The sequence below is a fragment of the Pseudomonas sp. GV105 genome (assembly GCF_003058185.1).
Classification (GTDB): domain Bacteria; phylum Pseudomonadota; class Gammaproteobacteria; order Pseudomonadales; family Pseudomonadaceae; genus Aquipseudomonas; species Aquipseudomonas veronii.
Window position 1 is genome coordinate 723,411 of the sequence record NZ_QBUF01000001.1, and the last position, 23,684, is coordinate 747,094.

The window sequence follows — 23,684 nt, forward strand, 5'->3', positions numbered from 1 at the left end:
GGTACGGCCTTTAGTGCAGACCCGACAAACATATTCTAAAAACCAACACAACCCACATAAGGCCGCACATGATTATTGTCGTAATAGCCGGAATTATTTTAGCCGTCGTTATGTTCAAGCTATTGCTTCCACTTTTAGGGGAAATGGTAGGGGTGATAATCGGCGGGCTGCTGCTACTTGGCGCAATCGCTTTGTGCGTAGCTTTTCCACCGATCATTATTCTTTTTTTGATCATCGGATTCATTGTTGCCGGCAATAAAAAAACGAAGGACAAGCAATGAGCGTAACGACAGAGAAAGAACTAGCCGACGCGGTAAACCGCAATGAAGACACCATCGTGATTGAAGGCGATCTTGCAAAAAAAACCATTCGGATAAAGGCTACCGGCACGGTTGCATGGGCTGTGGCCATTGGTTCTATATGCATAGTCTTTTATGGCGTCATAGCCACCGTCGGTACGGGTGGTGTTGCCACACCGGTTGCTGGCTTCGCAGCGGTTGCCGGGTCAGGCGGAGCCCTCAGCGTTCTAGGGGCTGCAGCAACTTCGGCGGCTATATCCATGGCCGTTTCGGTGAGAAGCCTTAGCGTGTTAAAAAAGTTAAGAGGCAACTATAAGATAGTGAGTAAGTCGGACAACAAAGTCACGCTTAAGCGCAGCTAAAACAGTGCTTCGCAGTTGGCCCCGACATCTCACCCAAAACGACCAATTCCGAGCCAATAAATTTATTGCTCGGCGGTCGAATACAATTCATGTTCGGTACTTCGTCAGCTGCTGCGCAACATTCTATTAGCACTCGAATGAGTTTGGATTCGGGTGTTGCTCACTATTTGCTTAATGCAAACAGCATCGCGCGAGTACCCGCAAGGATCAGCTAACGCCAGCACCTACATCCGATGATGTTCCAGCAGGAAGTCCACGAACAACCGCACCCGCGCCGGCATTGCCGAGCCACCCACGAACACCGCATGAATCGGTTCCTCGTCGCCGGGGTTCCAGGTTTCCAGCAGCGGTATCAGATCGCCACGCTGCAGGTCCTCGCTCACGCTGAATTCGCCGATACGCGCAATGCCGGCACCTACTCGCGCGAGTTGGGCCAGCGCTTCGCCACTGCTGCATTCGATGTTGCCGCTGACCTTCAGGGAAAACGCTTTTCCGTCGCGGATGAATGGCCAGTTGGGTTCGGCACGTCGGAAGTTGAAGCGTAGGCAGTTGTGCCGCAGTAGATCCTCCGGTTCCAGGGGGATGCCGTGGCGCTGCAGATACGCGGGCGATGCCACCACTACCTGGCCGGTGGCGCCGATCCTGCGTGCGGTCAGCGGGCTGTCGGGCAGATAACCAAAACGTACCGCCACGTCGGCCTGGCCGCCGAGAATGTCGACCACTTCGTCGCCGAGGGTGAGGTCGACGACGATGTTCGGGTAGCGCGCGCTGAATGCCGCCACCAAGGGCACGATGGCCAGCCGCCCATGACCAAGCGCGGCGCTGACGCGCAATCGCCCCCTTGGGACGCCCTGGTCGGCGATGGCTTCTTCGACCTCGGCCATGTCGGCCAGGATGCGCCGGGCGCCGCGCAGGAACGCCTCGCCCTCGGCGGTGAAGGTGAGCGATCGAGTGGTGCGCAACAGCAGCCGAGTGCCAAGACGCTGTTCAGTACGGGCGATGATCCGACTGACCGCCGAGGGTGTCAGCCCCAATGTCCGCGCGGCGGCCGACAGGCTGCCTTCCTGCGCCACGCTGACGAACACGCCCATTTCACCCGATCTGCCGTTGAAGTCCATTTGTGCTCCTTACGCAAAGGTGATTGCCAAAAATGCTATCTACCGCCTGAAAAGGCTGAATCGTAGCATTGGCGGCATAGATAAGGAGCCTTCCATGCGTATCAATCCACCACTTGTCGCACTCGCCATGGGTGCCTTTGGCATCGGCGTTACCGAGTTCGCCCCCATGGGCATGTTGCCGGGCATCGCGGCGGATCTCGGTGTTTCCATTCCCGCCGCAGGTCTGTTGGTCAGTGCATACGCCCTGGGCGTACTGCTCGGCGCGCCGCTGATGACCCTGACCACCGGCAGGATTCCACGGCGCTATCTGCTGATCGGACTCATGGCGATTTTCACCCTGGGGAATCTGATGTCAGCCCTGGCGACCGATTACTACAGCCTCATGGTCGCCAGGGTGGTGACCTCACTGAACCACGGTGCGTTCTTTGGCGTCGGCGCCATCGTCGCCGCCAGCGTGGTTGCCCCGCAGAAACGTGCCGGAGCGGTTGCGGCCATGTTCATGGGCCTGACCCTGGCGACCATCGGCGGTGTGCCGCTGGCCGCCTGGTTCGGCGAACTGTTCGGCTGGCGCAGCGCATTCTGGGGGATTACCGGCCTCGGTGTGGTGGCCATGGCTGCGTTATGGTTCGCCCTGCCCAACCTGCCGGCGCCGCAAAGCGGCGGTGTACTGGCCGAAATTCGGGTATTGGGCCGTGGCCCGGTGCTGGGGGCGCTGGCCCTCACTGTCGTCGGCTCGGGGGCAATGTTTACCGTCTTCACCTACATCGCGCCGATCCTCAGCAGCGAGACCCACGCGTCCACCGCCTACATCACCGCCATGCTGGTGCTGTTCGGTGTGGGGTTGACGCTGGGCAACATGTGGGGCGGCAAGGCCGCCGACCGCTCGATAGATCGCACCCTGATCGTTTCGCTGAGCGTGCTCATTCTCGTCTTGCTCGCGTTCACCGTACTGATGCGTTGGCCGCTGCCGGCCGCCGTTGCCATCCTGATATGGGGTATCGCCAGCTTCGCCCTGGTGCCGCCGCTGCAGATGCGCGTCATGGAAGCGGCCAAGGACGCGCCCAATCTGGCCTCGGCGGTGAACATCGGTGCCTTCAACTTAGGCAACGCGATTGGTGCGGCGCTGGGCGGAGCGGTGATCAATGCCGGGCTGGGTTATCCGGCGATTTCCCTGGCCGGGGCAGCAATGGCGGGGCTGGGGCTGCTGATGGTGTTGGCTTTTGCCTGGCGTTCCAGAACACTTGCAACTGCGGCAGTGTGACGTGCGCGCTGTCACAGCCCAACGGTTCAGGATGAACCGCTTTCGGTACCGCGCCCTTGCGTAATCACTGGCCAGATCATCCCCCGGTGCCTTCCGGCAGCTTGGCAATCACCTTGATCTCGAACTGGTAACCATACAGCCATGTGACACCCACGCCGGTCAGCGTCGGGTGTGGCGCCCTGCCCCAGAACTCCGGCACAACCTTCCAGATCGTCTCGAACGTCGACTCAGGATCGACGATGAAGACGGTGACGTCAATCACATCGTCGAAGGTGCAACCGGCAGCGACCAGGATTGCATTCAGGTTGGTGAACGCGCGTCGGACCTGGGCCTCCAGATCGGGTTCGGGCGAGCCGTCTTCGTGGCTGCCGACTTGCCCCGACACAAATAAAAAACCATTGGACTTGATCGCCGGCGAATAGCGATTGCGCTCGTAAAGCGCCTGGCGTCCAGGTGGAAAAACAACATCACGCTGCGTCATAGGTGCCTCCATCAATGGGTCAAAGCCGACCCGGAACTAACGATGCAGAGACTGTATGGACTTGTACCTGGGCGATAAACACGCAACCTTAGCCAGCACTGTTTGTAAAATCCAAACAATCCAATCGAGAGCGGGGGTTAGCAATGGACCGTTTTGATGCGATGCAGGCGTTTGCTCGCGTGGTGGAAACTGGCAGCTTCACCAAAGCGGCCGAAACACTGCACATGAGCAAGACCTCCGTGACACAACTGGTACAGCAGTTGGAGGCACGGTTGCGGGTTAAATTGCTTAACCGCACCACGCGCAAAGTCAACGTCACAGCCGACGGTGCAGTCTATTACGAGCGAGTGTTACGGCTGCTGGCCGACATGGACGACGCCGAGACCAGCCTGTCCGGCGCCTCGACGCTGCCCAGGGGGCGATTACGAGTGGATGTGCCAAGCCCGCTGGCCAGCATGATTCTAGTCCCCGCATTGCCCGAGTTTTACCTGCGCTACCCGGACATCCAGATCGACATGGGCGTCAGCGACCGGATCGTGGATATGATCGGTGAGAACATCGATTGCGTGGTGCGCGGCGGCGAGATAAAGGATCAGTCGCTGATGGCCCGGAAGGTTGGCGACCTCCAGCTTGGCGTTTTCGCCGCACCGAGCTACCTGGCCCGCGTCGGTATCCCCGCGCATCCGCGGGAGCTGGAAGATTCGCAACACCGTATCGTCGGCTTCTTGTGGGCGCGCACCGGTAAAGCCCTGCCCTACTCCATGCGCAACCACGCTGAGAGCCTCCAGGTCAAAGGCCGCTATGCGCTGGCAGTCGACGATGGCAACGCCTACCTCGCGGCCGGCCTGGCCGGGCTGGGTGTGCTTTGGCTGCCCAAGTACATGTCCACGGCCTACGAAGCACGCGGCGAATTGGTGCCCCTGTTCAAGGACTGGCGTCTCGATCCGATGCCGATCTACGTGGCATTTCCGCCGAACCGGCATATCAGCATCAAGGTGCGCGTGTTCATCGATTGGGTCGCGCAGCTGATGGCGCAGCATGCGCCTGTCAACGAGCGACTTGGTTCGTGACGGTGGCGTTGGGCGCGCGCAGACGTTTTGCTCATCTGCGCGTTCTTCGTCCTTGACGATCGGCTTGAGAGAATCGTGGGTGTTGCTGGCCCCAGCATGCTGATTCTGTATGCGGCCTCTGTCGGAGAGGCCGCGGTACTCGGTTCGCAACACCGCATCCGCCCTTCACCCTGATCTAAACTCCACACACCCATTCACCGTGGAGACCGAACATGAACAACAAAAACACCCTGTGCCTCTGGTACAACGGCACCGCCCTGGACGCTGCGACGTTTTATGCCAAGACCTTCCCGGACAGTGCGGTGAAGGCGTTACACCGCGCGCCGGGGGATTATCCCGCAGGTAAACAGGGCGACATTCTGACCGTCGAGTTCACCGTGCTGGGCATCCCGTGTCTCGGCCTGAATGGCGGTCCGGCATTCCCGCACACCGAGGCGTTTTCCTTTCAGGTGGCTACCGATGACCAGGCCGAGACTGATCGGCTGTGGAACGCCATCATCGACAACGGTGGCCAGGCCAGTGCCTGCGGTTGGTGCAAGGACAAGTGGGGCCTGTCGTGGCAAATCACGCCGCGTGTGTTGTCGGCCGCCGTGACCCATGCCGACCCGGCGACGGCCAAGCGAGCCTTCGAGGCGATGATGACCATGACCAAGATCGACATTGCCGCGATTGAGGCCGCAGTGGCTAATCCCTGACCGACAACGATCGTTTCACCGCCCAGGCACCGTTCAAGTGCCTGGGCCGTGCAACCTGCCGGTAACTACGCAGGGCTTGACACATTTACTCACACCCCCTGAAGATGGAGCCCTCATTCAGGGTGTGTCAGCTCATGCTTGCAACGTCTTTCGTTAACCTTTCCGTCATTGGCTTGATCGCCAAGGCGCAAGGTTGCGTTGCGCGCGCCCTCAAATCGAAGAAACAGTCGCTCATGTGACCGGGGCGCGCTGTCCCGTCAGATGAGCTGACAGGACATTGAGCGCGACGGACACCCTGCCCTTGCACAATTCCTTCTGCCCTTCTGACGGTGACTTAATCGGTCAATCATCAGGAGAGAGTGCATGTCAGCGTTTCAAGGTATCTGGGTTCCCGTGGTCACGCCGTTTCAGGACGGAGCCATCGACTTTATCGGCTTGCGCCGGCTGGTTGAGCATCTGCTGGAAAAGCACGTGGCCGGGATCATGGTCTGCACCACCACGGGCGAAGCCGCGGCGTTGAGCCGCCAGGAACAACTGGCGGTGCTGGATGCGGTGTTGCAGTGGGTGCCGGCGCACCGCGTGGTGATGGGCCTGGCGGGATATAACCAGATTGAGCTGTTGCAGTTCCAGGGCGAAATCCTCAAACGCCCGGTGGCCGGGCTGTTGGTGCCGGCGCCCAGCTATATCCGTCCGTCCCAGAGCGGCCTTGAAGCGTTCTTCCGCACGGTGGCCGACGCCTCCAGTGTGCCGATCATTCTCTATGACATTCCCTATCGCACCGGCGCGACCTTCGAACAGGCCACGCTGCTGAACATCGTCGCCCATCCGCGCATCGTCGCGGTCAAGGACTGTGGCGGCAACCTGAGCAATACCCTGGCGCTGCTGGTCAGTGGGGCGGTGGATGTGCTGTGTGGCGAGGACATCCAGATATTCAATGCATTGTGCCTTGGCGCCAGTGGGGCGATCGCAGCGTCGGCACATGTACACACCGAGCGGTTCGTGGCGCTGTGGCAGCAGGTGCGGGATAACCAGTTGAGCGAGGCGCGGCAGACGTTTTTCCAGTTGCTGCCGTTGATCGATACGTTGTTTATGGAGCCCAACCCGGCACCGGTCAAGGCGGCGCTGGCCTTGCAGGGGCTGATCGGCAGTGAATTGCGCGCACCGATGCAGCGGGCCGGCGATGCCACCGTCAGCCGTCTGCAAGCGTTGCTGTGAAGCCGCTTGATTGAGTGTCCCGCGCCACCTGCAACCGGTGCAACGTGATGTTGCGCACCTGCTGCTTGCTCAGTTCGATATGCCGCTTGAGCAGCTGCTGCGCCTCTTCACCGCGCCGTTGCAGGATAGCGTCGAGTATCTGCGCGTGTTCTTCGTAGGTCGCCGCGATCCGCGATGCCTGGGTAAAGTCGAGCCGGCGGATGATGCGGATTTTTTCCGTAATGGCGTAGTGCATGCGCGCCATTTCGCGGTTGCCGGTGGCTTCCACCAGGGCGCAGTGAAAGCGCTCGTCCAGCGCGGACACCTCCTGGGTGTCCTGCTGGCGTTCGCCCTCCTCCACCTGCCAGATCGCCTGTAACCCTTGCAACAGCGCAGGGCGCGGTTCATCCATCAGGCATAAACGGTTGACCGCCGCCAGTTCCAGAATGATCCGCAGGTCATACAGCTCTTCGAAGTAGGTGAAGTCGAACGGTTTCACCTGCCAGCCACTGCGGAAGTACACCTCCAGGTAACCTTCCTTCTCCAGACGATAGAGCGCCTGACGCACCGGGGTGCGGCTGACGTTCATGCGCTCGGCCACTTCGCCTTCGCTGAAGCGGTCGCCCGGCAGCAGGCGAAAGTCGAAGATATCCGCCTTGAGCTGCGCGTAGATGCGTTCGGCCAGGCTGTCGGGGCGCGCCTTGGGATTTTTCAGGGTTGAGCCCGGCATGCTTAGCCCCGGCTCGCGATAAAGGCGCGCCAGCCGCCGAATTCGGTGATGTCGAGCGCATCGGCCAGGGCCCAGGGTTCGCAGATAAAGCCTTTGACGCTGCGCCCGTCGGTCAGGCTCAGGTTGCCAATGCCCAGCGGTGCGGGGACTTCGGCGACGAACTCGCCAAATCGGGCGATGGGCATGTCCCACAGCTCGACGATGATCGAGCGGCCGCTGTCCGCCCTGGCCAGCCCCGGCTTGGGCGGCACGGTGCCCGGTAGCGCGTAGAGTCGATAGCTGTCGGCGGTCAGCGTTTGCTCCACCAGCACCGCATTGCGCGTGGTCAGTTGGAAATTCAGCGGCATGCCGCTCAGGTGTGCGCCGACCACCGCCAGGCGCACGCTGCCGGGCGCGGGGGTTGGTGCGGCCGGTGCGGGCAACTCGCGCGCGGTGGCGCCCAGCGGCAGGCCGAGGCCGGCTTGCCAGCGCTTGCCCAAGTGGGCCAGGGCCGTGTCGTGCCAGGCCGGCGCCAACAAGGTGACGCCGCTGGGCAAGCCATCTGCGCGCAAGCCGGCGGGCAGCGCCAGCGCGCACAGGTCCGCCAGGTTGGTGAAGTTGGTGTAATAGCCGAATTGCGAGTTGTAGCGCACCGGCTCCAGCGCCATCTCGGCCTGGGTGCGAATCGTCGGCGAGGTCGGCACCAGCAATGCGTCGAAGCCCGCCAGCGTGTCGTTGATGCGCCGGCTCAGGTCGGCGCGCAGGTATTCGGCTTTGTAGGCGTCGCAGGCGCTGTACTCAAGCCCGTTTTCGACGATGCCGCGCACCACCGGGTTGATCGCGTCCGGCTGCTGTTCAAGCATGCTGTGCAGGGCGACCGTGCGCTCGGCGACCCATGGGCCGAAATACAACTGGTCCGCCAGCGCCTTGAACGGGCTGAAATCCACCGGGGTGATCTGCGCACCCAACGCCTTGAAGCGCTCGACGGCCTGCTCGAATACGGCCTGGTTCTGGGTATCGCCGAAGAACTCCAGGGTCGCCGGAATGGCGAGTTTGATCGCACGCCCCACCGCCACCGGCGCGGTATGGGGGTTGGCGCGGGAATAGGCGTCGCTCGCGTCGTAGCCTTCGGCCACTTGCGCCACGGATTCAGCGTCTTCCACGGTCAGGGCAAACACCGAGATGCAATCCACCGTGCGGCACGCAGGCACCAGGCCGGTATTGGACAGGCGGCCTTTGCTGGGTTTTAACCCGACGATGTTGTTGAACCCCGCCGGCACCCGACCGGAGCCGGCGGTGTCGGTGCCCAGGGAGAACGCCACCAAACCCCGGGCGACCACCGAAGCGGAACCGGAGCTGGAACCGCCGCTGACATACGCCGGATTGAAGCTGTTGGCCACCGCGCCATACGGCGAGCGGGTGCCCACCAGGCCGGTGGCGAACTGATCGAGGTTGGTCTTGCCCATCAGGATCGCACCGGCCGCACGCAGCTTGGCGACGACGCTCGCATCCGACGCCGGGGCGTAGGCAAATTCCGGACACGCCGCCGTGGTCTCCCAACCGGCCGCGTCGATGTTGTCCTTGATCGCAAACGGCACGCCATACAACGGCAACTGGGTCATATCGCCACCGACCGCCGCCAGCCGCTCGCTCAATTGCGCCAACTGCGCCGTCAGTTGTTCAGGCCGCGCGCGCGCGATCCAGGCGTTGTCGGCGGCGGCGTGTTGCGCGGCCAGGGTCAGCACGATGTCCGGGGTGATCGTCCCGTTGCGATAGGCCTCACGCCATTCGCCAAGGGTCCAGCCGATAACGCTCTGCATAAGGGTCTCCATCTTGTATCCAAGTTTGGATTTGTTTCTAGCAAACCCCAGGCCAGCTGCGCACACCCAACGATTGCGCGGGTTCGCGCCCAGGCGGCGCGGCAAGACTGCCCACCGATGGCGCACCGAGCCTTCGCTCATGCGCCAAAAAAAGACAGCCGGCCGACCGCGCAGTTGCGACCCGTGCAATAGCGGCCTATGTTCCAAGCCACGCTTTGCCGTTTGCTGTCCCCCCACCCTACACCCAGGTGACGACATGCCCACGCTTGCCCGCCCCGCCGTGCTTGAACTGATCGGCAACACTCCGCTGGTGCGGATCAGCCGCTTCGACACCGGCCCCTGCACGCTGTTTCTCAAGCTCGAATCGCAAAACCCCGGCGGCTCGATCAAGGATCGCATCGGCCTGGCCATGATCGACGCCGCCGAGCGCGACGGCCGTCTGCGCGTCGGCGGCACGATTGTCGAAGCCACCGCCGGCAACACCGGGCTGGGCCTGGCGCTGGTGGGCCGGGCGAAAGGCTACCGGGTGGTGCTGGTGGTGCCCGACAAGATGTCCACCGAAAAGGTGCGGCACCTCAAGGCCATGGGCGCCGAAGTGCATATCACCCGCTCCGATGTCGGCAAGGGCCACCCCGAGTACTATCAGGACGTCGCTGCGCGCCTGGCCAAGGACATCCCGGGCTCGTTCTTCGCCGACCAGTTCAATAACCCGGCCAACCCGCTCGCCCACGAAACCAGCACCGCGCCGGAGCTCTGGGCGCAGACCGAGCATGACCTCGACGCGATTGTGGTCGGCGTCGGTTCGGCCGGCACGCTCACCGGGCTGACGCGCTTCTTCAAGCGGGTGCAGCCGGCGCTGGAGATGGTGCTGGCCGACCCCGTCGGTTCGGTGATGGCCGAGTACAGCCGCAGCGGCACCCTGGTCACCCCGGGTTCCTGGGCGGTGGAAGGCATCGGCGAAGACTTCGTCCCCTCGATTGCCGACCTGTCCAGCGTGCGCCACGCCTATTCCATCAGCGATGAAGAGAGCTTCGACCACGCCCGCCAGTTGCTCAAGGCCGAAGGCATTCTCGGCGGCTCGTCCACCGGCACCCTGCTCGCCGCAGCCTTGCGCTACTGCCGCGCACAGACCGCGCCCAAGCGCGTGGTCAGCTTCGTCTGCGACACCGGCACGCGCTACCTGTCGAAGGTCTACAACGACCAATGGATGAGCGACGCGGGCTTGCTGCACTACAAGCACTACGGCGACCTGCGCGACCTGATCGCCCGGCGCTTTGAAGACGGCCGCGTGATCAGCGTCAGCCCCGACGACACCCTGCTCACGGCCTTCCAGCGCATGCGCCTGGCCGATGTCTCGCAATTGCCGGTGCTGGTGAATGGCCAGGCACTGGTGGGTGTGATCGACGAATCCGACATCCTGCTGGGCCTGCACCACGACGCCGCGGACTTTTCCATGATCGTCGCCAGCGCCATGACCGAAACCTTGCACACCCTCGACCCCAGCGCCAGCCTCGCCGAGTTGCAGGCGGAGCTGGATCGCGGCCTGGTCGCCATCATCGCCGACGCGTCGGGCTTCCATGGCCTGATCACCCGTGTCGACCTGCTCAATCACCTGCGGAGATCCCTTGCATGAGTCAGCCCGATAAAAGCGCGTTTGCCACCCGTGTGATCCACGCCGGGCAATCCCCCGACCCGACCACCGGCGCGCTGATGCCGCCGATCTACGCCAATTCCACCTACCGGCAAGACAGCCCCGGCGTACACAAGGGCTTCGACTATGGCCGCTCCCACAACCCCACGCGGTTCGCCCTGGAGCGCTGCGTGGCCGACCTGGAAGGCGGCCGCCAGGCGTTTGCCTTTGCCTCGGGGCTGGCGGCGATTTCCACCGTGCTGGAGTTGCTGGATGCCGGCAGCCATGTCGTCTCCGGCAACGACCTGTATGGCGGCACCTTCCGCCTGTTCGACAAGGTGCGCCAACGCAGCGCCGGGCATCGTTTCAGTTATGTCGACTTGAGCGATGTGCAAGCGTTTGAAGCCGCGTTGCAGGACGACACGCGCATGGTCTGGGTCGAGACGCCCAGCAACCCGCTGCTGAGCCTGACCGACCTCAGCGCCATCGCGCGCATCTGCCGCGCCCGCGGCATCCTCTGCGTGGCCGACAACACCTTCGCCAGCCCGTGGATCCAGCGCCCGCTGGAGCTGGGTTGCGACATCGTGGTGCATTCCACCACCAAATACCTCAATGGCCACTCCGACGTGATCGGCGGCATCGCAATTGTCGGTGACAACCCCGAACTGGCCGAGCGCCTGGGCTTCCTGCAGAACTCGGTCGGCGCCATCGCCGGGCCGTTCGACGCCTTCCTGACCCTGCGCGGCGTGAAAACCCTGGCCCTGCGCATGGAGCGCCATTGCAGCAATGCACTGGACCTGGCGAGCTGGCTCGAACACCAACCGCAGGTGGCGCGGGTTCACTACCCGGGCCTGGTCTCGCACCCCCAGCACGCCCTGGCACGTCGGCAGATGCGCGGGTTTGGCGGGATGATTTCGGTGGTATTGAACAGCGACCTGGCCGGCGCCAGGCGTTTCCTGGAACACGTCAAACTCTTCGCCCTGGCCGAAAGCCTTGGCGGCGTGGAAAGCCTGATCGAACACCCGGCGATCATGACCCATGCCAGCATCCCGGCAGCGACGCGGGCGCAATTGGGCATTGGCGATGGGTTGGTGCGGTTGTCGGTGGGGGTTGAAGATGTGGAGGACTTGCGCGCAGACCTCGCGCAAGCCTTGGCCTATATCTAATGTGGGAGGGGCGGTGCGACGATTCGACTTGCCCCCGATAGCGGTGGGCCAGTCTCCTGATTCAGTGACTGACAGATTGCTATCGGGGGCAAGCCCCCTCCCACACTGGATGCTGCGTCAGGCTGACGTGATGTTGGCCCGCGTGCCGTGCAGTTTTTGCAGACGCCTCGTAGTCTGCCAGTTCCATCTTAATGTGGGAGGGGCGGTGCGACGATTCGACTTGCCCCCGATAGCGGTGGGCCAGTCTCCTGATTCAGTGACTGACAGATTGCTATCGGGGGCAAGCCCCCTCCCACACTGGATGCTGCGTCAGGCAGACGTGATGCTGGCCCGCGCGCTATGCAGTTTTTTATAGCTCTCGATCAAGCGCAGATGCCGGTCCAGCCCTTCCAGCTTCATGCTGGTCGGCGTCAACCCATAAAAGCGCACGCTGCCGTTGACCGAGCCGATCACCGCATCCATCCGCTCGTTACCGAACATCCGCCGGAAGTTGGCCTCGTAGTCCGCCAATTCCAGGTCTTCATCCAGTTCCATCTCCAGCACCGCGTTCACCGCCTGGTAGAACAGGCCGCGCTCGACGGTGTTGTCGTTGTACTGCAGGAACATTTCCACCGCTTCCTTCGCTTCCTCGTATTGCTGCAGGGCGAGGTAGATCAGCAGCTTCAATTCGAGGATGGTCAGTTGGCCCCAGGCGGTGTTGTCGTCGAACTCGATGCCGATCAAGGTGGTGATATCGGTGTAGTCGTCCAGTTCGCTTTCCACCAGGCGTTCGGCCAGGGCCTTGAGTTGCGCGTCATCCAGGCGATGCAGATTGAGGATGTCGGCGCGGAAAAACAGCGCTTTGTTGGTGTTGTCCCAGATCAGGTCGTCCACCGGATAGATTTCCGAGTAGTCCGGCACCAGGATGCGGCAGGCGGTGGCACCGAGGTGCTCATACACCGCCATGTACGATTCCTTGCCCATGTTCTCGAGAATGCCGAACAGCGTCGCGGCTTCTTCGGCGTTGGAGTTTTCGCCCTGGCCGGAGAAGTCCCACTCGACGAATTCGTAATCCGAGCGGGCACTGAAGAAGCGCCACGAGACCACGCCGCTGGAGTCGATAAAGTGCTCGACGAAGTTGTTCGGCTCGGTCACCGCGTGACCTTCGAACGTCGGCTGCGGCAGATCGTTCAGGCCTTCGAAACTGCGGCCTTGGAGCAATTCAGTCAGGCTGCGTTCCAGCGCCACTTCCAGGCTCGGGTGCGCGCCGAACGAGGCAAACACACCGCCGGTACGCGGGTTCATCAAGGTCACGCACATCACCGGGAACTCGCCGCCCAGCGAGGCATCCTTGACCAGCACCGGGAAGCCCTGGGCTTCCAGCCCCTGGATCCCGGCCAGAATACTCGGGTACTTGGCCAGCACGTCAGCCGGCACATCCGGCAGGGCGAATTCACCTTCGATGATTTCACGCTTGACCGCCCGCTCGAAGATCTCCGACAGGCACTGCACCTGGGCTTCGGCCAGGGTGTTGCCGGCGCTCATGCCGTTGCTCAGGTACAGGTTTTCGATCAGGTTGGACGGGAAATACACCACCTCGCCGTCCGACTGGCGCACAAACGGCAGTGCCACAATCCCGCGGTCTTCATTGCCCGAGTTGGTGTCGAACAGGTGCGAGCCACGCAACTCGCCGTCGCGGTTGTAGATGTTCAGGCAGTAGGCGTCGAGGATTTCCGCTGGCAGTTCATCCTTGCGCCCAGGCTGGAACCAGCGCTCGTCCGGGTAATGCACGAACGGCGCATTGGCCAGTTCTTCGCCCCAGAACTGATCGTTATAGAAGAAGTTGCAGTTGAGGCGCTCGATGAACTCGCCCAACGCCGAGGCCAAAGCGCTTTCCTTGGTCGCGCCCTTGCCGTTGGTGAAGCACATCGGCGAATGGGCATCGCGGATATGCAGCGACCACACGTTCGGCACGATATTGCGCCACGAGGCGATCTCGATCTTCATGCCCAGGCCGGCCAGGATGCCCGACATGTTGGCGATGGTCTGCTCCAGCGGCAGGTCCTTGCCCACGATGTAGGTGCCCGCCTCGGAAGTGGAATTAGGCATCAACAGGGCCTGGGCGTCGGCGTCGAGGTTTTCCACCTCTTCGATCACGAACTCAGGGCCGGCCTGTACCACTTTCTTCACCGTGCAACGGTCAATGGAGCGCAGGATGCCTTGGCGATCCTTGTCGGAGATATCTGCCGGCAACTCCACCTGGATCTTGAAAATCTGGTTGTAGCGGTTTTCCGGGTCGACAATGTTGTTCTGCGACAACCGGATATTGTCCGTGGGGATATTGCGTGTCTCGCAGTACAACTTCACGAAGTACGCCGCACACAATGCCGACGAAGCCAGGAAGTAATCGAATGGCCCCGGCGCCGACCCGTCGCCTTTATAGCGAATCGGTTGATCGGCGATCACCGTGAAGTCATCGAACTTGGCTTCAAGTCGAAGGTTGTCGAGAAAGTTAACCTTAATTTCCATGCGGGATTACCAAAATAGCGAACTTCAAATTGGCCGCCATTATCCGGCATTTGCGTTTGAAGTCTTGTGCTTTCGCGTTTCGGCCGCCGACTGACAGGGCTGAATACCTGATTTCGACCGCTGCAATGTTGCTGTTTGAGATTGTCAGACAAACAGTCTTCAACTTATCTGAACGGGTGCCGATGTCCTACAGGCAATTCTGGGAGTAGTCGAATGCGCAATAACCAACCCGTGACACAGCGCGAGATTTCGCTCGCGCCTTCGCAGAAGCTCATCTCCGCAACCGATGTTAAAGGGATGATCACTTACTGCAACGATGCTTTTGTCGATATCAGCGGTTTTGAACGCGCCGAGTTGATCGGCGCCCCGCAGAATATCGTGCGCCATCCCGACGTCCCGTCAGCCGTTTTTTCCCATATGTGGTGCGCGCTCAAGCAAGGCTTGCCGTGGATGGGTATCGTCAAGAATCGCTCGAAAAACGGCGACCATTATTGGGTCAATGCTTACGTTACACCGATCTTCGAAGGCAGCCGCGTGGTGGGCTTCGAGTCGGTACGGGTCAAGCCGAGCGCCGATGAGATCCGACGTGCCCAGGCGCTTTACCGGCGTTTGAGCCAGGACAAATCGGCGGTTTCGCGCCGGGACAGTTGGCTGTCGACGTTATTCGACAGCGTGCCCTACGTCGCCACCGGGCTTGCCGGCGCCGTGGGCGGGCTGTTCCTCAGTGCGCCGCTGGCCATGGCCGTGGCGGTAGCCGTTGCGGTACCCGTGAGCATGATCGGCGCGCAGGTGCGTCGGCGTGCAACGTTACGCTTGCTTTCGGGCGTCGAACCGTCGACCTCGGATGCGCTGATTGCGCAGATGTACAGCGATGAACACGGCCCCCAGGGTCGCCTGGAAACCGCGTTCCTCAGCCAGAACGCCCGGCTGAAGACCTGCCTCACCCGCCTGCAGGACAGTGCCGAGCAGCTCAACGCGCTGGCCGGGCAATCCAACCGACTGGCCACGGCCAGCTCGACCGGCCTTGACCGTCAACGCGTCGAAACCGAGCAGGTCTCGGCCGCCGTCAACCAGATGGCCGCAACCACCCAGGAAGTCGCCAGCCACGTGCAGCGCACCGCGGATGCCACCCAGCAAGCCAACGTGCTGACCGGGCGTGGCCGCGAGGTGGCCCGCGATACCCGCGAAGCCATCGAGCGCCTCTCCGCCGTGGTCGGCGAAACCGGTGTCACCGTGGCGCAGTTGGCCCGCGACAGCGACGAAATCGGCACTGTCGTCGACGTGATCAAAGGCATCGCCGACCAGACCAACCTGCTCGCCCTCAACGCCGCGATCGAGGCGGCGCGTGCCGGGGATATGGGCCGCGGCTTTGCCGTAGTCGCCGACGAAGTCCGCCAGTTGGCGCAACGCACGTCGCACTCCACCACCCAGATCCATGACTTGATCACCAAGCTCCAGGCGTCGTCCAGCAACGCTGTACAAAGCATGGAGCACGGCCAGCGCCAGGCGCAGGAAGGCGTGGCCCGGGTGCTTGAGGCCGACCAGGCGCTGGTCGGCATCAGCGAAGCGGTGTCCCACATCACCGAGATGACCACCCAGATCGCCGCCGCCACCGAAGAACAAAGCGCGGTGGCCGAAGAGATCAGCCGCAACATCACCACCATCGCCGAACTGGCCGACCAGACGTCGGTCCAGGCCCATCAATCCGCGGACCTGAGTAAGGAACTGACCCACACCGCGTCCACCCAATACGCACTGGTTGAACGTTTCAACCGCTGACGGCGGATAGGCACGCGCCCATTCTCCACATGCCGCAGGCAGCTGGAGGATGGGCGCCTTCGGCCGACCTCGCCTCAACTCACCCCCAACTCCACCACCCCCGCATTCAACCGCACCGGCCATACCCGCAAGCGCTGCTGCGGTGTCTCCAGGCATTGGCCGTCCGCCAGACGGTAATGCTGTTTATAGATCGGCGCAGCCACCACCAGATCGCCCTTGATACTGCCGACCAGCCCGCGGCCGATCACGTTCGCGCCGGATTCCGGGTCATGGTTGTCGATGGCGTAGAGGGTCTGGTCCGGCGCGTCCGGCAGGTAGAACAGCGCGACTTGTGCGCCGTCGTACCACACCACCACGCCGGAATTGTTCACCAGGTCGCTTTCGCTGCACACGCTTTTCCAGGTGGCAAGGTTACGCAAAGTGTTGGACTGGCTCATCAGGCAAGCTCCTCGATGACGGGAATCAGGTTGAGTTCGGCGGCCATGATCGGCCGGCGCTGGCCGCGTTCGTGGACAAAATGGATGTCCGGATCCGGGCGTTTGTCGTTGACGAAGGTGCGGAAGCGTTTGAGTTTTTCCGGGTCTTTGAGGGCATTGGCCCATTCGCATTCGTACCGGTCGACCACCAGTTGCATTTGCGCTTCGAGTTCGGCGCCCAGGCCCAGGCTGTCGTCGAGGATCACGTCCTTGAGGAAATCCAGGCCGCCTTCCAGGCTTTCACGCCACACCGAGGTGCGTTGCAATTTGTCGGCCGTGCGGATGTAGAACATCAGGAAGCGGTCGATGTAGCGGATCAGCGTGGCGTCATCCAGGTCGGTCGCGAACAGCTCGGCGTGGCGTGGGCGCATGCCGCCGTTACCGGCGATGTAGAGGTTCCAGCCCTTCTCGGTGGCGATCACACCGACGTCTTTGCTTTGCGCTTCGGCGCATTCGCGGGTGCAGCCGGACACCGCGAACTTGAGCTTGTGCGGCGAACGCAGGCCCTTGTAGCGGTCCTCGATCAGCAGCGCCATTTTCACGCTGTCCTGCACACCGTAGCGGCACCAGGTGCTGCCGACGCACGACTTCACCGTGCGCGTGGATTTGCCGTAGGCGTGCCCGGTTTCAAACCCGGCGTCGATCAGCTCGGCCCAGATGTCCGGCAACTCATGCAATTGCGCGCCAAACAGGTCGATACGCTGGCCGCCGGTGATCTTGGTGTAGAGCTGGTATTTCTGCGCGACCACACCGATGGCGATGAGTTTTTCTGCGGTGATTTCGCCGCCCGGAATACGCGGCACCACCGAATAGGTGCCGTTCTTCTGCATATTGGCCATGAACGTGTCGTTGGTGTCCTGCAACGGCACCAGCGAGGCGTCCATGATCGGTTGGTTCCAGCACGACGCCAGAATCGAGCCCACCGCCGGTTTGCATACATCGCAACCAGTGTGGCCACGGCCGTGCTTGGCCAGCAACTCTTCGAAGGTGATCACCCCTTCCACGCGTACCAGGGCATACAACTCCTGGCGGGTGTAGGCGAAGTGTTCGCACAAGCTCTTGTCGACGCTGACGCCACGGGCGACCAGTTCATGCTCGAACACCTGCTTGAGCAAACCTGCGCAGCCGCCGCAACCGGTGCAGGCCTTGGTCTGCGCCTTGAGCAGGCCGAGGTCGGCGCAACCGCTGTCGATGGCCGCGCAAATCGAACCTTTGGTGACGTTATGGCAGGAGCAGACGGTGGCCGACTCCGGCAACGCGCCAGGGCCGAGGCTCGGTGCGCCGGCGGACGACGGCAAGATCAGGCCGGCCGGTTCGGATGGCAACGCAATGCCGTTCTGCATGTACTGCAGCAAGGTGTCGTAGTAGCTGTTGTCGCCGACCAGCACCGCGCCGATCACCTGCTTGCCGCTGGCGTCCACCACCAGGCGCCGGTAGCTGGCGCTGGCCTCGTCGATGAACTGGTAGCTGCGCGCACCGGGGGTGTGTGCATGGGCGTCGCCGATGGAACCCACGTCCACCCCCAGCAGTTTGAGTTTGGTCGACATGTCCGCGCCGACAAAGGGCTCGGCGGTCTGCCCGCACAACAGGGCGGCCACCCCTCGAGCCATCTGGTAACCCGGCGCGACCAGGCCGAACAGGCTGCCGTTCCACGACGCACACTCGCCGATCGCGTAGATGTCCGGGTCGCTGCTCAGGCATTCATCATTGATCACCACCCCGCCGCGCGGGCCGATCTCCAGGCCGGCCTGGCGGGCCAGTGCGTCCTGGGCGCGGATGCCAGCGGAGAACACGATAAGATCAGTTTCCAGAAATTCGTCATTGGCAAAGTTCATGCGATAGCGGTACTGCTCGCCCGCGCTGATCGATTGAGTGGCGCGGGACAAATGCACGCCCACGCCCAGGCGCTCGATCTGCGCCTTGAGCGCCAGCCCGCCGAAGTCATCCAGTTGCACCGGCATCAAGCGCGGCGCGAACTCCACCACATGGGCTTCAAGGCCCAGGCTTTTCAGGGCGTTGGCGGCTTCCAGGCCGAGCAGGCCACCGCCGACCACCACGCCACGCCGCGCATTCGCGGCGGCGCCACGGATGGCATCGAGGTCTTCAAGGGTGCGGTAGACCAGCCGCGAATCGCCTTGCGCGCCGTCGATCGGCGGCACAAACGGATAAGAGCCGGTCGCCAGGACCAATTTGTCATACGCCACGCTGCCTGTAGCGGTGATCACCTCACGGCGGGCGCGGTCGATTTCCAGTACCGGCGCCCCCAGGTGCAGGGTCACGCCCGGCGTCTGGTACAGCGAAGCGTGCGACAACGCCAGCGACTCGGCATCACGGCCAGTGAAGTATTCGGACAAATGCACGCGGTCATAGGCACGCATCGGCTCTTCGCTGAACACATGCAGGCGATAGTGCTCCAAGGCGCCGCGCTCGATCAGTTGCGCCACACAATGATGGCCGACCATGCCATTGCCGACGACGATCAGGGTTTTCAGCTGTTTCAGACTGGCGAGAGTGGAATTCATATCAAGCACCCGACAAAGCTCATCACGGTTTAAAAAGCAAAAAAAAACGCCTGAAACCTTGCGGTTCCAGGCGCCTTTGCCTGTTCTGATGCGGGGTCGATCCGGACGTCTTCGCCGGTTCTACCGCTGGTGCCCATGACCTGTATGGCCTGTCGATCGTCGTTGACCGAGGTGGGTTGTACAGTGTGCTTGCAGGCTCTGTGCCAACCAGCCGCCATGCCCGTCGCAAAGGCTGCAAACGGTGCTCAACCCTGCCAGACACCGCTGGTCGTGCCTCCAACTGGTGCGCTCCGGCGTCATAAAAGTGCATTTCTGCGCGTGACGGGCCCGCGCTGGGGGCAACCAGGCCCGTCACAGCGGCGTGTGAAAAACCTGGCGCGTGACTTGCTAGGAATACGCATACCAAGCAGTCAACGCAGACTGCCACTCACGACAAAGGCGCCGTGTAATCCCCGTTTCCAACGGAGGGTTGCAGGGCGTTTTTTTATGGGCGGCAGAAATGATCCGAGGGTTACCGATGGCAAACCAAAGTGTACGCAGCGTGTGTCCTTATTGTGGCGTGGGCTGCGGCATCGTCATGCAGGTCGAGCACAACCGCGTGGTCAAGGTGATCGGCGACAAGGCCCACCCCACCAACGCCGGCCGGCTCTGCACCAAAGGCACCACCTGCGGGCAAGCCATCGCCGAGTCCGGCCGCATGGAAAACGCCTACCTGCGCCAGGCGCGGGAGCATGACCCGGTGCGGATCGGCATGGACAAGGCCATCAGCGAGACCGCCGGCCGCTTGCGCGCAATCCTCGACCGCGATGGCCCGGACGCCCTGGCGTTCTACGTGTCCGGGCAGATGTCGCTGGAAGCCCAGTACCTGATCAACAAATTGGCCAAGGGCTTTGTGCGGACCGCGCATATCGAATCCAACTCACGCCTGTGCATGGCCAGCGCCGGCAGCGGCTACAAACTCTCCCTCGGTGCCGACGGGCCGCCCGGCTCGTATGAAGACTTCGACCGCGCCGACCTGTTCTTCGTGATCGGCGCCAACATGGCCGACTGTCACCCGATCCTGTTCCTGCGCATGATGGACCGGGTCAAGGCCGGCGCCAGACTGATCGTGGTCGACCCGCGGCGCAGCGCCACGGCCGACAAGGCCAACCTGTTCCTGCCGATCAAACCGGGCACCGACCTCGCGCTGCTCAACGGTTTGCTGCACCTGCTGGTGAAAAACGGGCACACCGACCCGGCCTTTATCGCCGCGTTCACCGAAGGCTGGGAGGCCATGCCCGGCTTTCTGGAAGACTACCCGCCGCAGCGGGTCGCCGAACTGACCGGCCTGGCCGAAGCCGACATCCGCCAAGCCGCCGACTGGATCGGCCAGGCCGCCGAGTGGATGAGCTGCTGGACCATGGGCCTCAACCAAAGCACCCACGGCACCTGGAACACCAACGCGCTGTGCAACCTGCACCTGGCCACCGGCGCGATCTGCCGCCCCGGCAGCGGGCCGTTCTCCCTGACCGGGCAACCCAACGCCATGGGCGGTCGTGAAATGGGCTACATGGGCCCCGGCCTGCCTGGGCAGCGCTCGGTGCTGGTCGACGCCGACCGCGCATTTATCGAAGCACTGTGGAACCTGCCCGCCGACAGCCTGCCGCGCCAGGCCGGCAGTGGCACCGTGGGCATGTTCGAACAAATGGCGGCCGGGCAGATCAAAGCCTGCTGGATCATCTGCACCAATCCGGTGGCCAGCGCGCCCAATCGCCAGACCGTGATCGAAGCGCTGCAAAGCGCCGAACTGGTGATCACCCAGGATGCGTTCCTCGATACCGAGACCAATCGCTACGCCGACATCCTCTTGCCCGGCGCGCTGTGGGCCGAAGCCGAAGGGGTGATGATCAACTCCGAGCGCAACCTGACCCTGATGCAAAAAGCCGTGGAGCCACCCGGCGAGTCGCTGGCCGACTGGCAGATCATCGCCAGGGTCGCGTGCGAAATGGGCTTCGCCGACGCCTTCACCTATGCGTCCGCCGCCGAGGTGTTCGACGAGATCAAGCGCGCCTGGAACCCCGCCACCGGCTACGACATTCGCGGCGCCAGCCATGCGCGCCTGCGCGAACGACCGCTGCAATGGCCGTGCGCGTCGATTGAGGCCGCAGAGCGCAACCCGATCCGCTACTTGAACAACGGCATCAACCAGCCCCTCAAGACCGACGCCGACGGCCGCCAGCCGACGATCGTTTTCGCCACCGAACACGGCAAAGCCCGGTTTTTCCCGCGCCCGCACCTGTCCCCGGCGGAAATGCCCGATGAAGCGTTCCCGTTCGTGCTCAACACCGGCCGCCTGCAACACCAGTGGCACACCCTGACCAAGACCGGCAAGGTCGCCACGCTGAACAAACTCAACCCCGGCCCTTTCGTGGAAATCCACCCCGACGACGCCGCCAGCCTGGGCATCAAGCACAAAGACCCGGTCGAGGTGCGCTCACGACGCGGCCGCGCCGTGCTGCCTGCGGTGATCAGCGACCGTGTGCGGGCGGGCAACTGTTTTGCGCCGTTTCACTGGAACGATGTGTTCGGCGACAACCTGGCGATCAACGCCGTGACCCATGACGCGGTCGACCCGATTTCGTTGCAGCCCGAGTTCAAGTTCTGTGCGGTCGCCCTGCAACGGGTCGAGCTGATCGAGCACCAGTTCCTCGATGTATCGGCACCGGCCGCCCACCCCGTTTCCCCCTTAACAGAGGAACTCGCCATGTCGCGCCTCGACGCCTTCGCCGACCTGGTCGGCATCCGCAACCTGCCGTCGCCGTCATTGAGCGACAATGAGCGTACCTACCTCGCCGGTTTTCTCAGTGGCCTGCAATCCAGTGCTGCGCGCCAGGCCAGCGGTGTTCCGACACTGCCGGCGAATGCGCCCGTGGCCAGGGACGCGCGGCTGTGGCTGGACGGCCTGTTGGGCGGCTTGTTCAGCCGCACCGAGGCCAGCGCCGTGGCACCGGCGCCCGCTGCCGACACCCCGGCCGTCACCTTGCTGTGGGCCTCGCAAACCGGCAACGCCGAAGCCTTGGCCGAGCGCTTTGCCCAACGCCTGCGCGCCGGCGGCATCGCGGTGGAGCTGAGCGCGATGGCGGACTTCCCCGCGAGCAAACTGGCGCACACGCAGAACCTCGCGCTGATCAGCAGCACCTTCGGCGACGGCGACCCGCCGGACAACGGCGAAGGTTTCTGGCACAGCCTGACCCTCGCCGAAACCCGCCTGGAGTCGCTGCGCTTCGCGGTACTGGCGTTGGGCGATCCCAACTACGACCAGTTCTGCCAGCACGGCAAACAACTCGACCGGCGCCTGCTCGAATTGGGCGCCACGCGCTTGCTGGAGCGCGTCGACTGCGATACCGAATTCGAAGAGCGCGCCGATGCCTGGTTCACACAGTTCCTACACACCCTCAACCCGGCAACGCCCGTCGCGCTCGCCACGCCGAGCGGCAAACCCAAGCCTCATGCGTCACGGTTGCTGCTCAACCTGCACCTGAACCAGCAAAGCCCGCACAAGGAAACCCGCCAGTTCTCCCTGGACCTGGCGGACTCCGCGCTGACCTACGAAGCCGGCGACGCCCTGGGAGTGATGCCACGCAACTGCCCGGAACTGGTCAGCGAGTTGCTCGAGCTGACGCGCCTGGGTTCCAGTACCTGCGTAAACATCGACAGACTCGGCGACGTGCCGCTGCACCAGGCCCTGACCGAGCACTTTGAAATTGCCCGGCCCAACAGCGAGACCCTGGCCTTCATTGCCGCACGCAGCGCCAAGCCAGGCCTGAAACACCTGCTCGAACCTGAGCGCAAAGCCGAACTGAAAGACTGGCTGTGGGGCCGGCAACTGGCGGACGTGCTGCACGAATACCCCGTCGACTGCTCGGCGGACGAACTGCTCGGCACGCTCAAGCGCCTGCAACCGCGCTTGTATTCGATCGCGTCCAGCGCCAAGGCGTACCCGCGTGAAGTCCACCTCACCGTGGCGGCCGTGCGCTACGGCAAGCGCAAGGGGGTGTCGTCCACCTTCCTCGCCGACCGTGCCGGCAACGGCGAAGTGCCGGTGTTCGTGCAGCCCTCCAAGCACTTCCGGCTTCCCGCCGACGGCGATGTGCCGATCATCATGATCGGCCCCGGCACCGGCGTGGCGCCCTTCCGCGCGTTTTTGCAGGAACGTCGGGCCCTGGGGCATCAGGGCCGCAACTGGCTGTTTTTCGGTGAGCAACATGCGGCGAGCGATTTTTACTACCAGGATGAACTGCAGGGCATGCAGCGCGACGGTTTGCTCAGCCACCTGAGCCTGGCGTTTTCCCGCGACCAGGCGCAGAAGATCTACGTGCAGGATCGCATCCGCGAACACGGCGCCGAGCTGTGGCGCTGGCTGCAGGAAGGCGCGCAGTTGTATATCTGCGGGGATGCCAGCCACATGGCCAAGGATGTCGACCAGGCCCTGCGCCAGGTTGCCCATCGCCACGGCGGGCTGGGCGTCGAGAGCGCCGTCGATTACTGGCGGCGGATGAGTGAGCAGAAGCGTTACTTGCGCGATGTCTACTGAGCCGTGACAGAACGGTCACGC

At 62.9% G+C, this 23,684-nt stretch carries 17 protein-coding genes; 10 read left to right on the top strand and 7 right to left on the bottom strand.

All coding sequences use genetic code 11. The annotated features are described in order from the left end of the window. The first annotated feature begins 68 nt into the window (after positions 1 to 68). Together C8K66_RS03135 and C8K66_RS03140 are read left to right on the top strand one after the other, a co-directional pair. Positions 69 to 281, top strand: coding sequence for a hypothetical protein (locus tag C8K66_RS03135; protein ID WP_108524221.1), 213 nt, complete (start codon positions 69 to 71; stop codon positions 279 to 281). Beyond that, on the top strand, positions 278 to 661 hold the full coding sequence (locus C8K66_RS03140; RefSeq protein WP_017846408.1) for a hypothetical protein: 384 nt from the start codon (positions 278 to 280) through the stop codon (positions 659 to 661). The genes C8K66_RS03135 and C8K66_RS03140 overlap by 4 nt, the downstream gene beginning before the upstream one ends. A 224-nt stretch (positions 662 to 885) precedes the next feature. Here C8K66_RS03140 and C8K66_RS03145 read toward each other — a convergent pair whose 3' ends face one another. After that, a complete protein-coding gene (locus tag C8K66_RS03145; RefSeq protein WP_057004608.1) occupies positions 886 to 1,779 on the bottom strand; it encodes a LysR family transcriptional regulator in 894 nt (297 codons plus the stop codon). Positions 1,780 to 1,873: 94 nt separating this feature from the next. On the opposite strand from C8K66_RS03145, the gene C8K66_RS03150 reads away from it, so the two are divergent. Then, positions 1,874 to 3,040, top strand: a complete 1,167-nt coding sequence (locus tag C8K66_RS03150) for an MFS transporter (RefSeq protein WP_017846410.1) — start codon at positions 1,874 to 1,876, stop codon at positions 3,038 to 3,040. A gap of 76 nt (positions 3,041 to 3,116) precedes the next feature. Here C8K66_RS03150 and C8K66_RS03155 read toward each other — a convergent pair whose 3' ends face one another. After that, the gene (locus tag C8K66_RS03155) at positions 3,117 to 3,521 is read right to left on the bottom strand and encodes a RidA family protein (protein WP_017846411.1); all 405 of its coding nucleotides are present in this window, start codon (positions 3,519 to 3,521) and stop codon (positions 3,117 to 3,119) included. A 143-nt stretch (positions 3,522 to 3,664) separates the two neighbouring features. On the opposite strand from C8K66_RS03155, the gene C8K66_RS03160 reads away from it, so the two are divergent. The 3 genes from C8K66_RS03160 (at position 3,665) to dapA (ending at position 6,501) form a co-directional block, all read left to right on the top strand. Continuing rightward, complete coding sequence (locus C8K66_RS03160; protein WP_108524222.1) at positions 3,665 to 4,591, top strand: LysR family transcriptional regulator; 927 nt, start codon at positions 3,665 to 3,667, stop codon at positions 4,589 to 4,591. 212 nt (positions 4,592 to 4,803) lie between these two features. Further along, the gene (locus tag C8K66_RS03165; RefSeq protein WP_017846413.1) at positions 4,804 to 5,286 is read left to right on the top strand and encodes a VOC family protein; all 483 of its coding nucleotides are present in this window, start codon (positions 4,804 to 4,806) and stop codon (positions 5,284 to 5,286) included. A 363-nt stretch (positions 5,287 to 5,649) separates the two neighbouring features. Then, positions 5,650 to 6,501, top strand: a complete 852-nt coding sequence (dapA, locus tag C8K66_RS03170) for a 4-hydroxy-tetrahydrodipicolinate synthase (protein WP_104903279.1) — start codon at positions 5,650 to 5,652, stop codon at positions 6,499 to 6,501. Here the strand turns inward: dapA and C8K66_RS03175 are convergent. Continuing rightward, on the bottom strand, positions 6,476 to 7,210 hold the full coding sequence (locus tag C8K66_RS03175) for a GntR family transcriptional regulator (RefSeq protein ID WP_108524223.1): 735 nt from the start codon (positions 7,208 to 7,210) through the stop codon (positions 6,476 to 6,478). The genes dapA and C8K66_RS03175 overlap by 26 nt on opposite strands. 2 nt (positions 7,211 to 7,212) lie before the next feature. Further along, positions 7,213 to 9,009, bottom strand: a complete 1,797-nt coding sequence (atzF, locus tag C8K66_RS03180) for an allophanate hydrolase (RefSeq protein ID WP_108524224.1) — start codon at positions 9,007 to 9,009, stop codon at positions 7,213 to 7,215. 256 nt (positions 9,010 to 9,265) lie between these two features. Here atzF and C8K66_RS03185 point away from each other — a divergent pair, with 256 nt between their 5' ends. After that, the gene (locus C8K66_RS03185; RefSeq protein ID WP_108524225.1) at positions 9,266 to 10,642 is read left to right on the top strand and encodes a cystathionine beta-synthase; all 1,377 of its coding nucleotides are present in this window, start codon (positions 9,266 to 9,268) and stop codon (positions 10,640 to 10,642) included. After that, on the top strand, positions 10,639 to 11,805 hold the full coding sequence (locus C8K66_RS03190; RefSeq protein WP_057004614.1) for a cystathionine gamma-synthase: 1,167 nt from the start codon (positions 10,639 to 10,641) through the stop codon (positions 11,803 to 11,805). The genes C8K66_RS03185 and C8K66_RS03190 overlap by 4 nt, the downstream gene beginning before the upstream one ends. Positions 11,806 to 12,114: 309 nt before the next feature. Here the strand turns inward: C8K66_RS03190 and C8K66_RS03195 are convergent, their stop codons facing one another. Next, positions 12,115 to 14,313: an OsmC domain/YcaO domain-containing protein gene (locus tag C8K66_RS03195; RefSeq protein WP_108524226.1), complete on the bottom strand. Its 2,199-nt coding sequence runs from the start codon at positions 14,311 to 14,313 to the stop codon at positions 12,115 to 12,117. Positions 14,314 to 14,610: 297 nt separating this feature from the next. On the opposite strand from C8K66_RS03195, the gene C8K66_RS03200 reads away from it, so the two are divergent. Further along, positions 14,611 to 16,092 carry a PAS domain-containing methyl-accepting chemotaxis protein gene (locus tag C8K66_RS03200; protein ID WP_371928128.1) on the top strand — a complete coding sequence of 494 codons (1,482 nt, stop codon included), beginning with the start codon at positions 14,611 to 14,613 and terminating at the stop codon, positions 16,090 to 16,092. 74 nt (positions 16,093 to 16,166) lie between these two features. Here C8K66_RS03200 and nirD read toward each other — a convergent pair whose 3' ends face one another. Both nirD and nirB read right to left on the bottom strand, forming a co-directional pair. Then, positions 16,167 to 16,529, bottom strand: coding sequence for a nitrite reductase small subunit NirD (nirD, locus tag C8K66_RS03205; protein ID WP_057004617.1), 363 nt, complete (start codon positions 16,527 to 16,529; stop codon positions 16,167 to 16,169). Beyond that, on the bottom strand, positions 16,529 to 19,090 hold the full coding sequence (gene nirB / locus C8K66_RS03210; RefSeq protein WP_017846423.1) for a nitrite reductase large subunit NirB: 2,562 nt from the start codon (positions 19,088 to 19,090) through the stop codon (positions 16,529 to 16,531). Before nirB ends, nirD begins: the two co-directional genes overlap by 1 nt. A 517-nt stretch (positions 19,091 to 19,607) precedes the next feature. On the opposite strand from nirB, the gene C8K66_RS03215 reads away from it, so the two are divergent. Then, positions 19,608 to 23,663 (top strand): bifunctional nitrate reductase/sulfite reductase flavoprotein subunit alpha, encoded by a 4,056-nt coding sequence (locus tag C8K66_RS03215; protein WP_108524227.1) that lies wholly within the window; start codon positions 19,608 to 19,610, stop codon positions 23,661 to 23,663. Positions 23,664 to 23,684 lie beyond the last annotated feature (21 nt).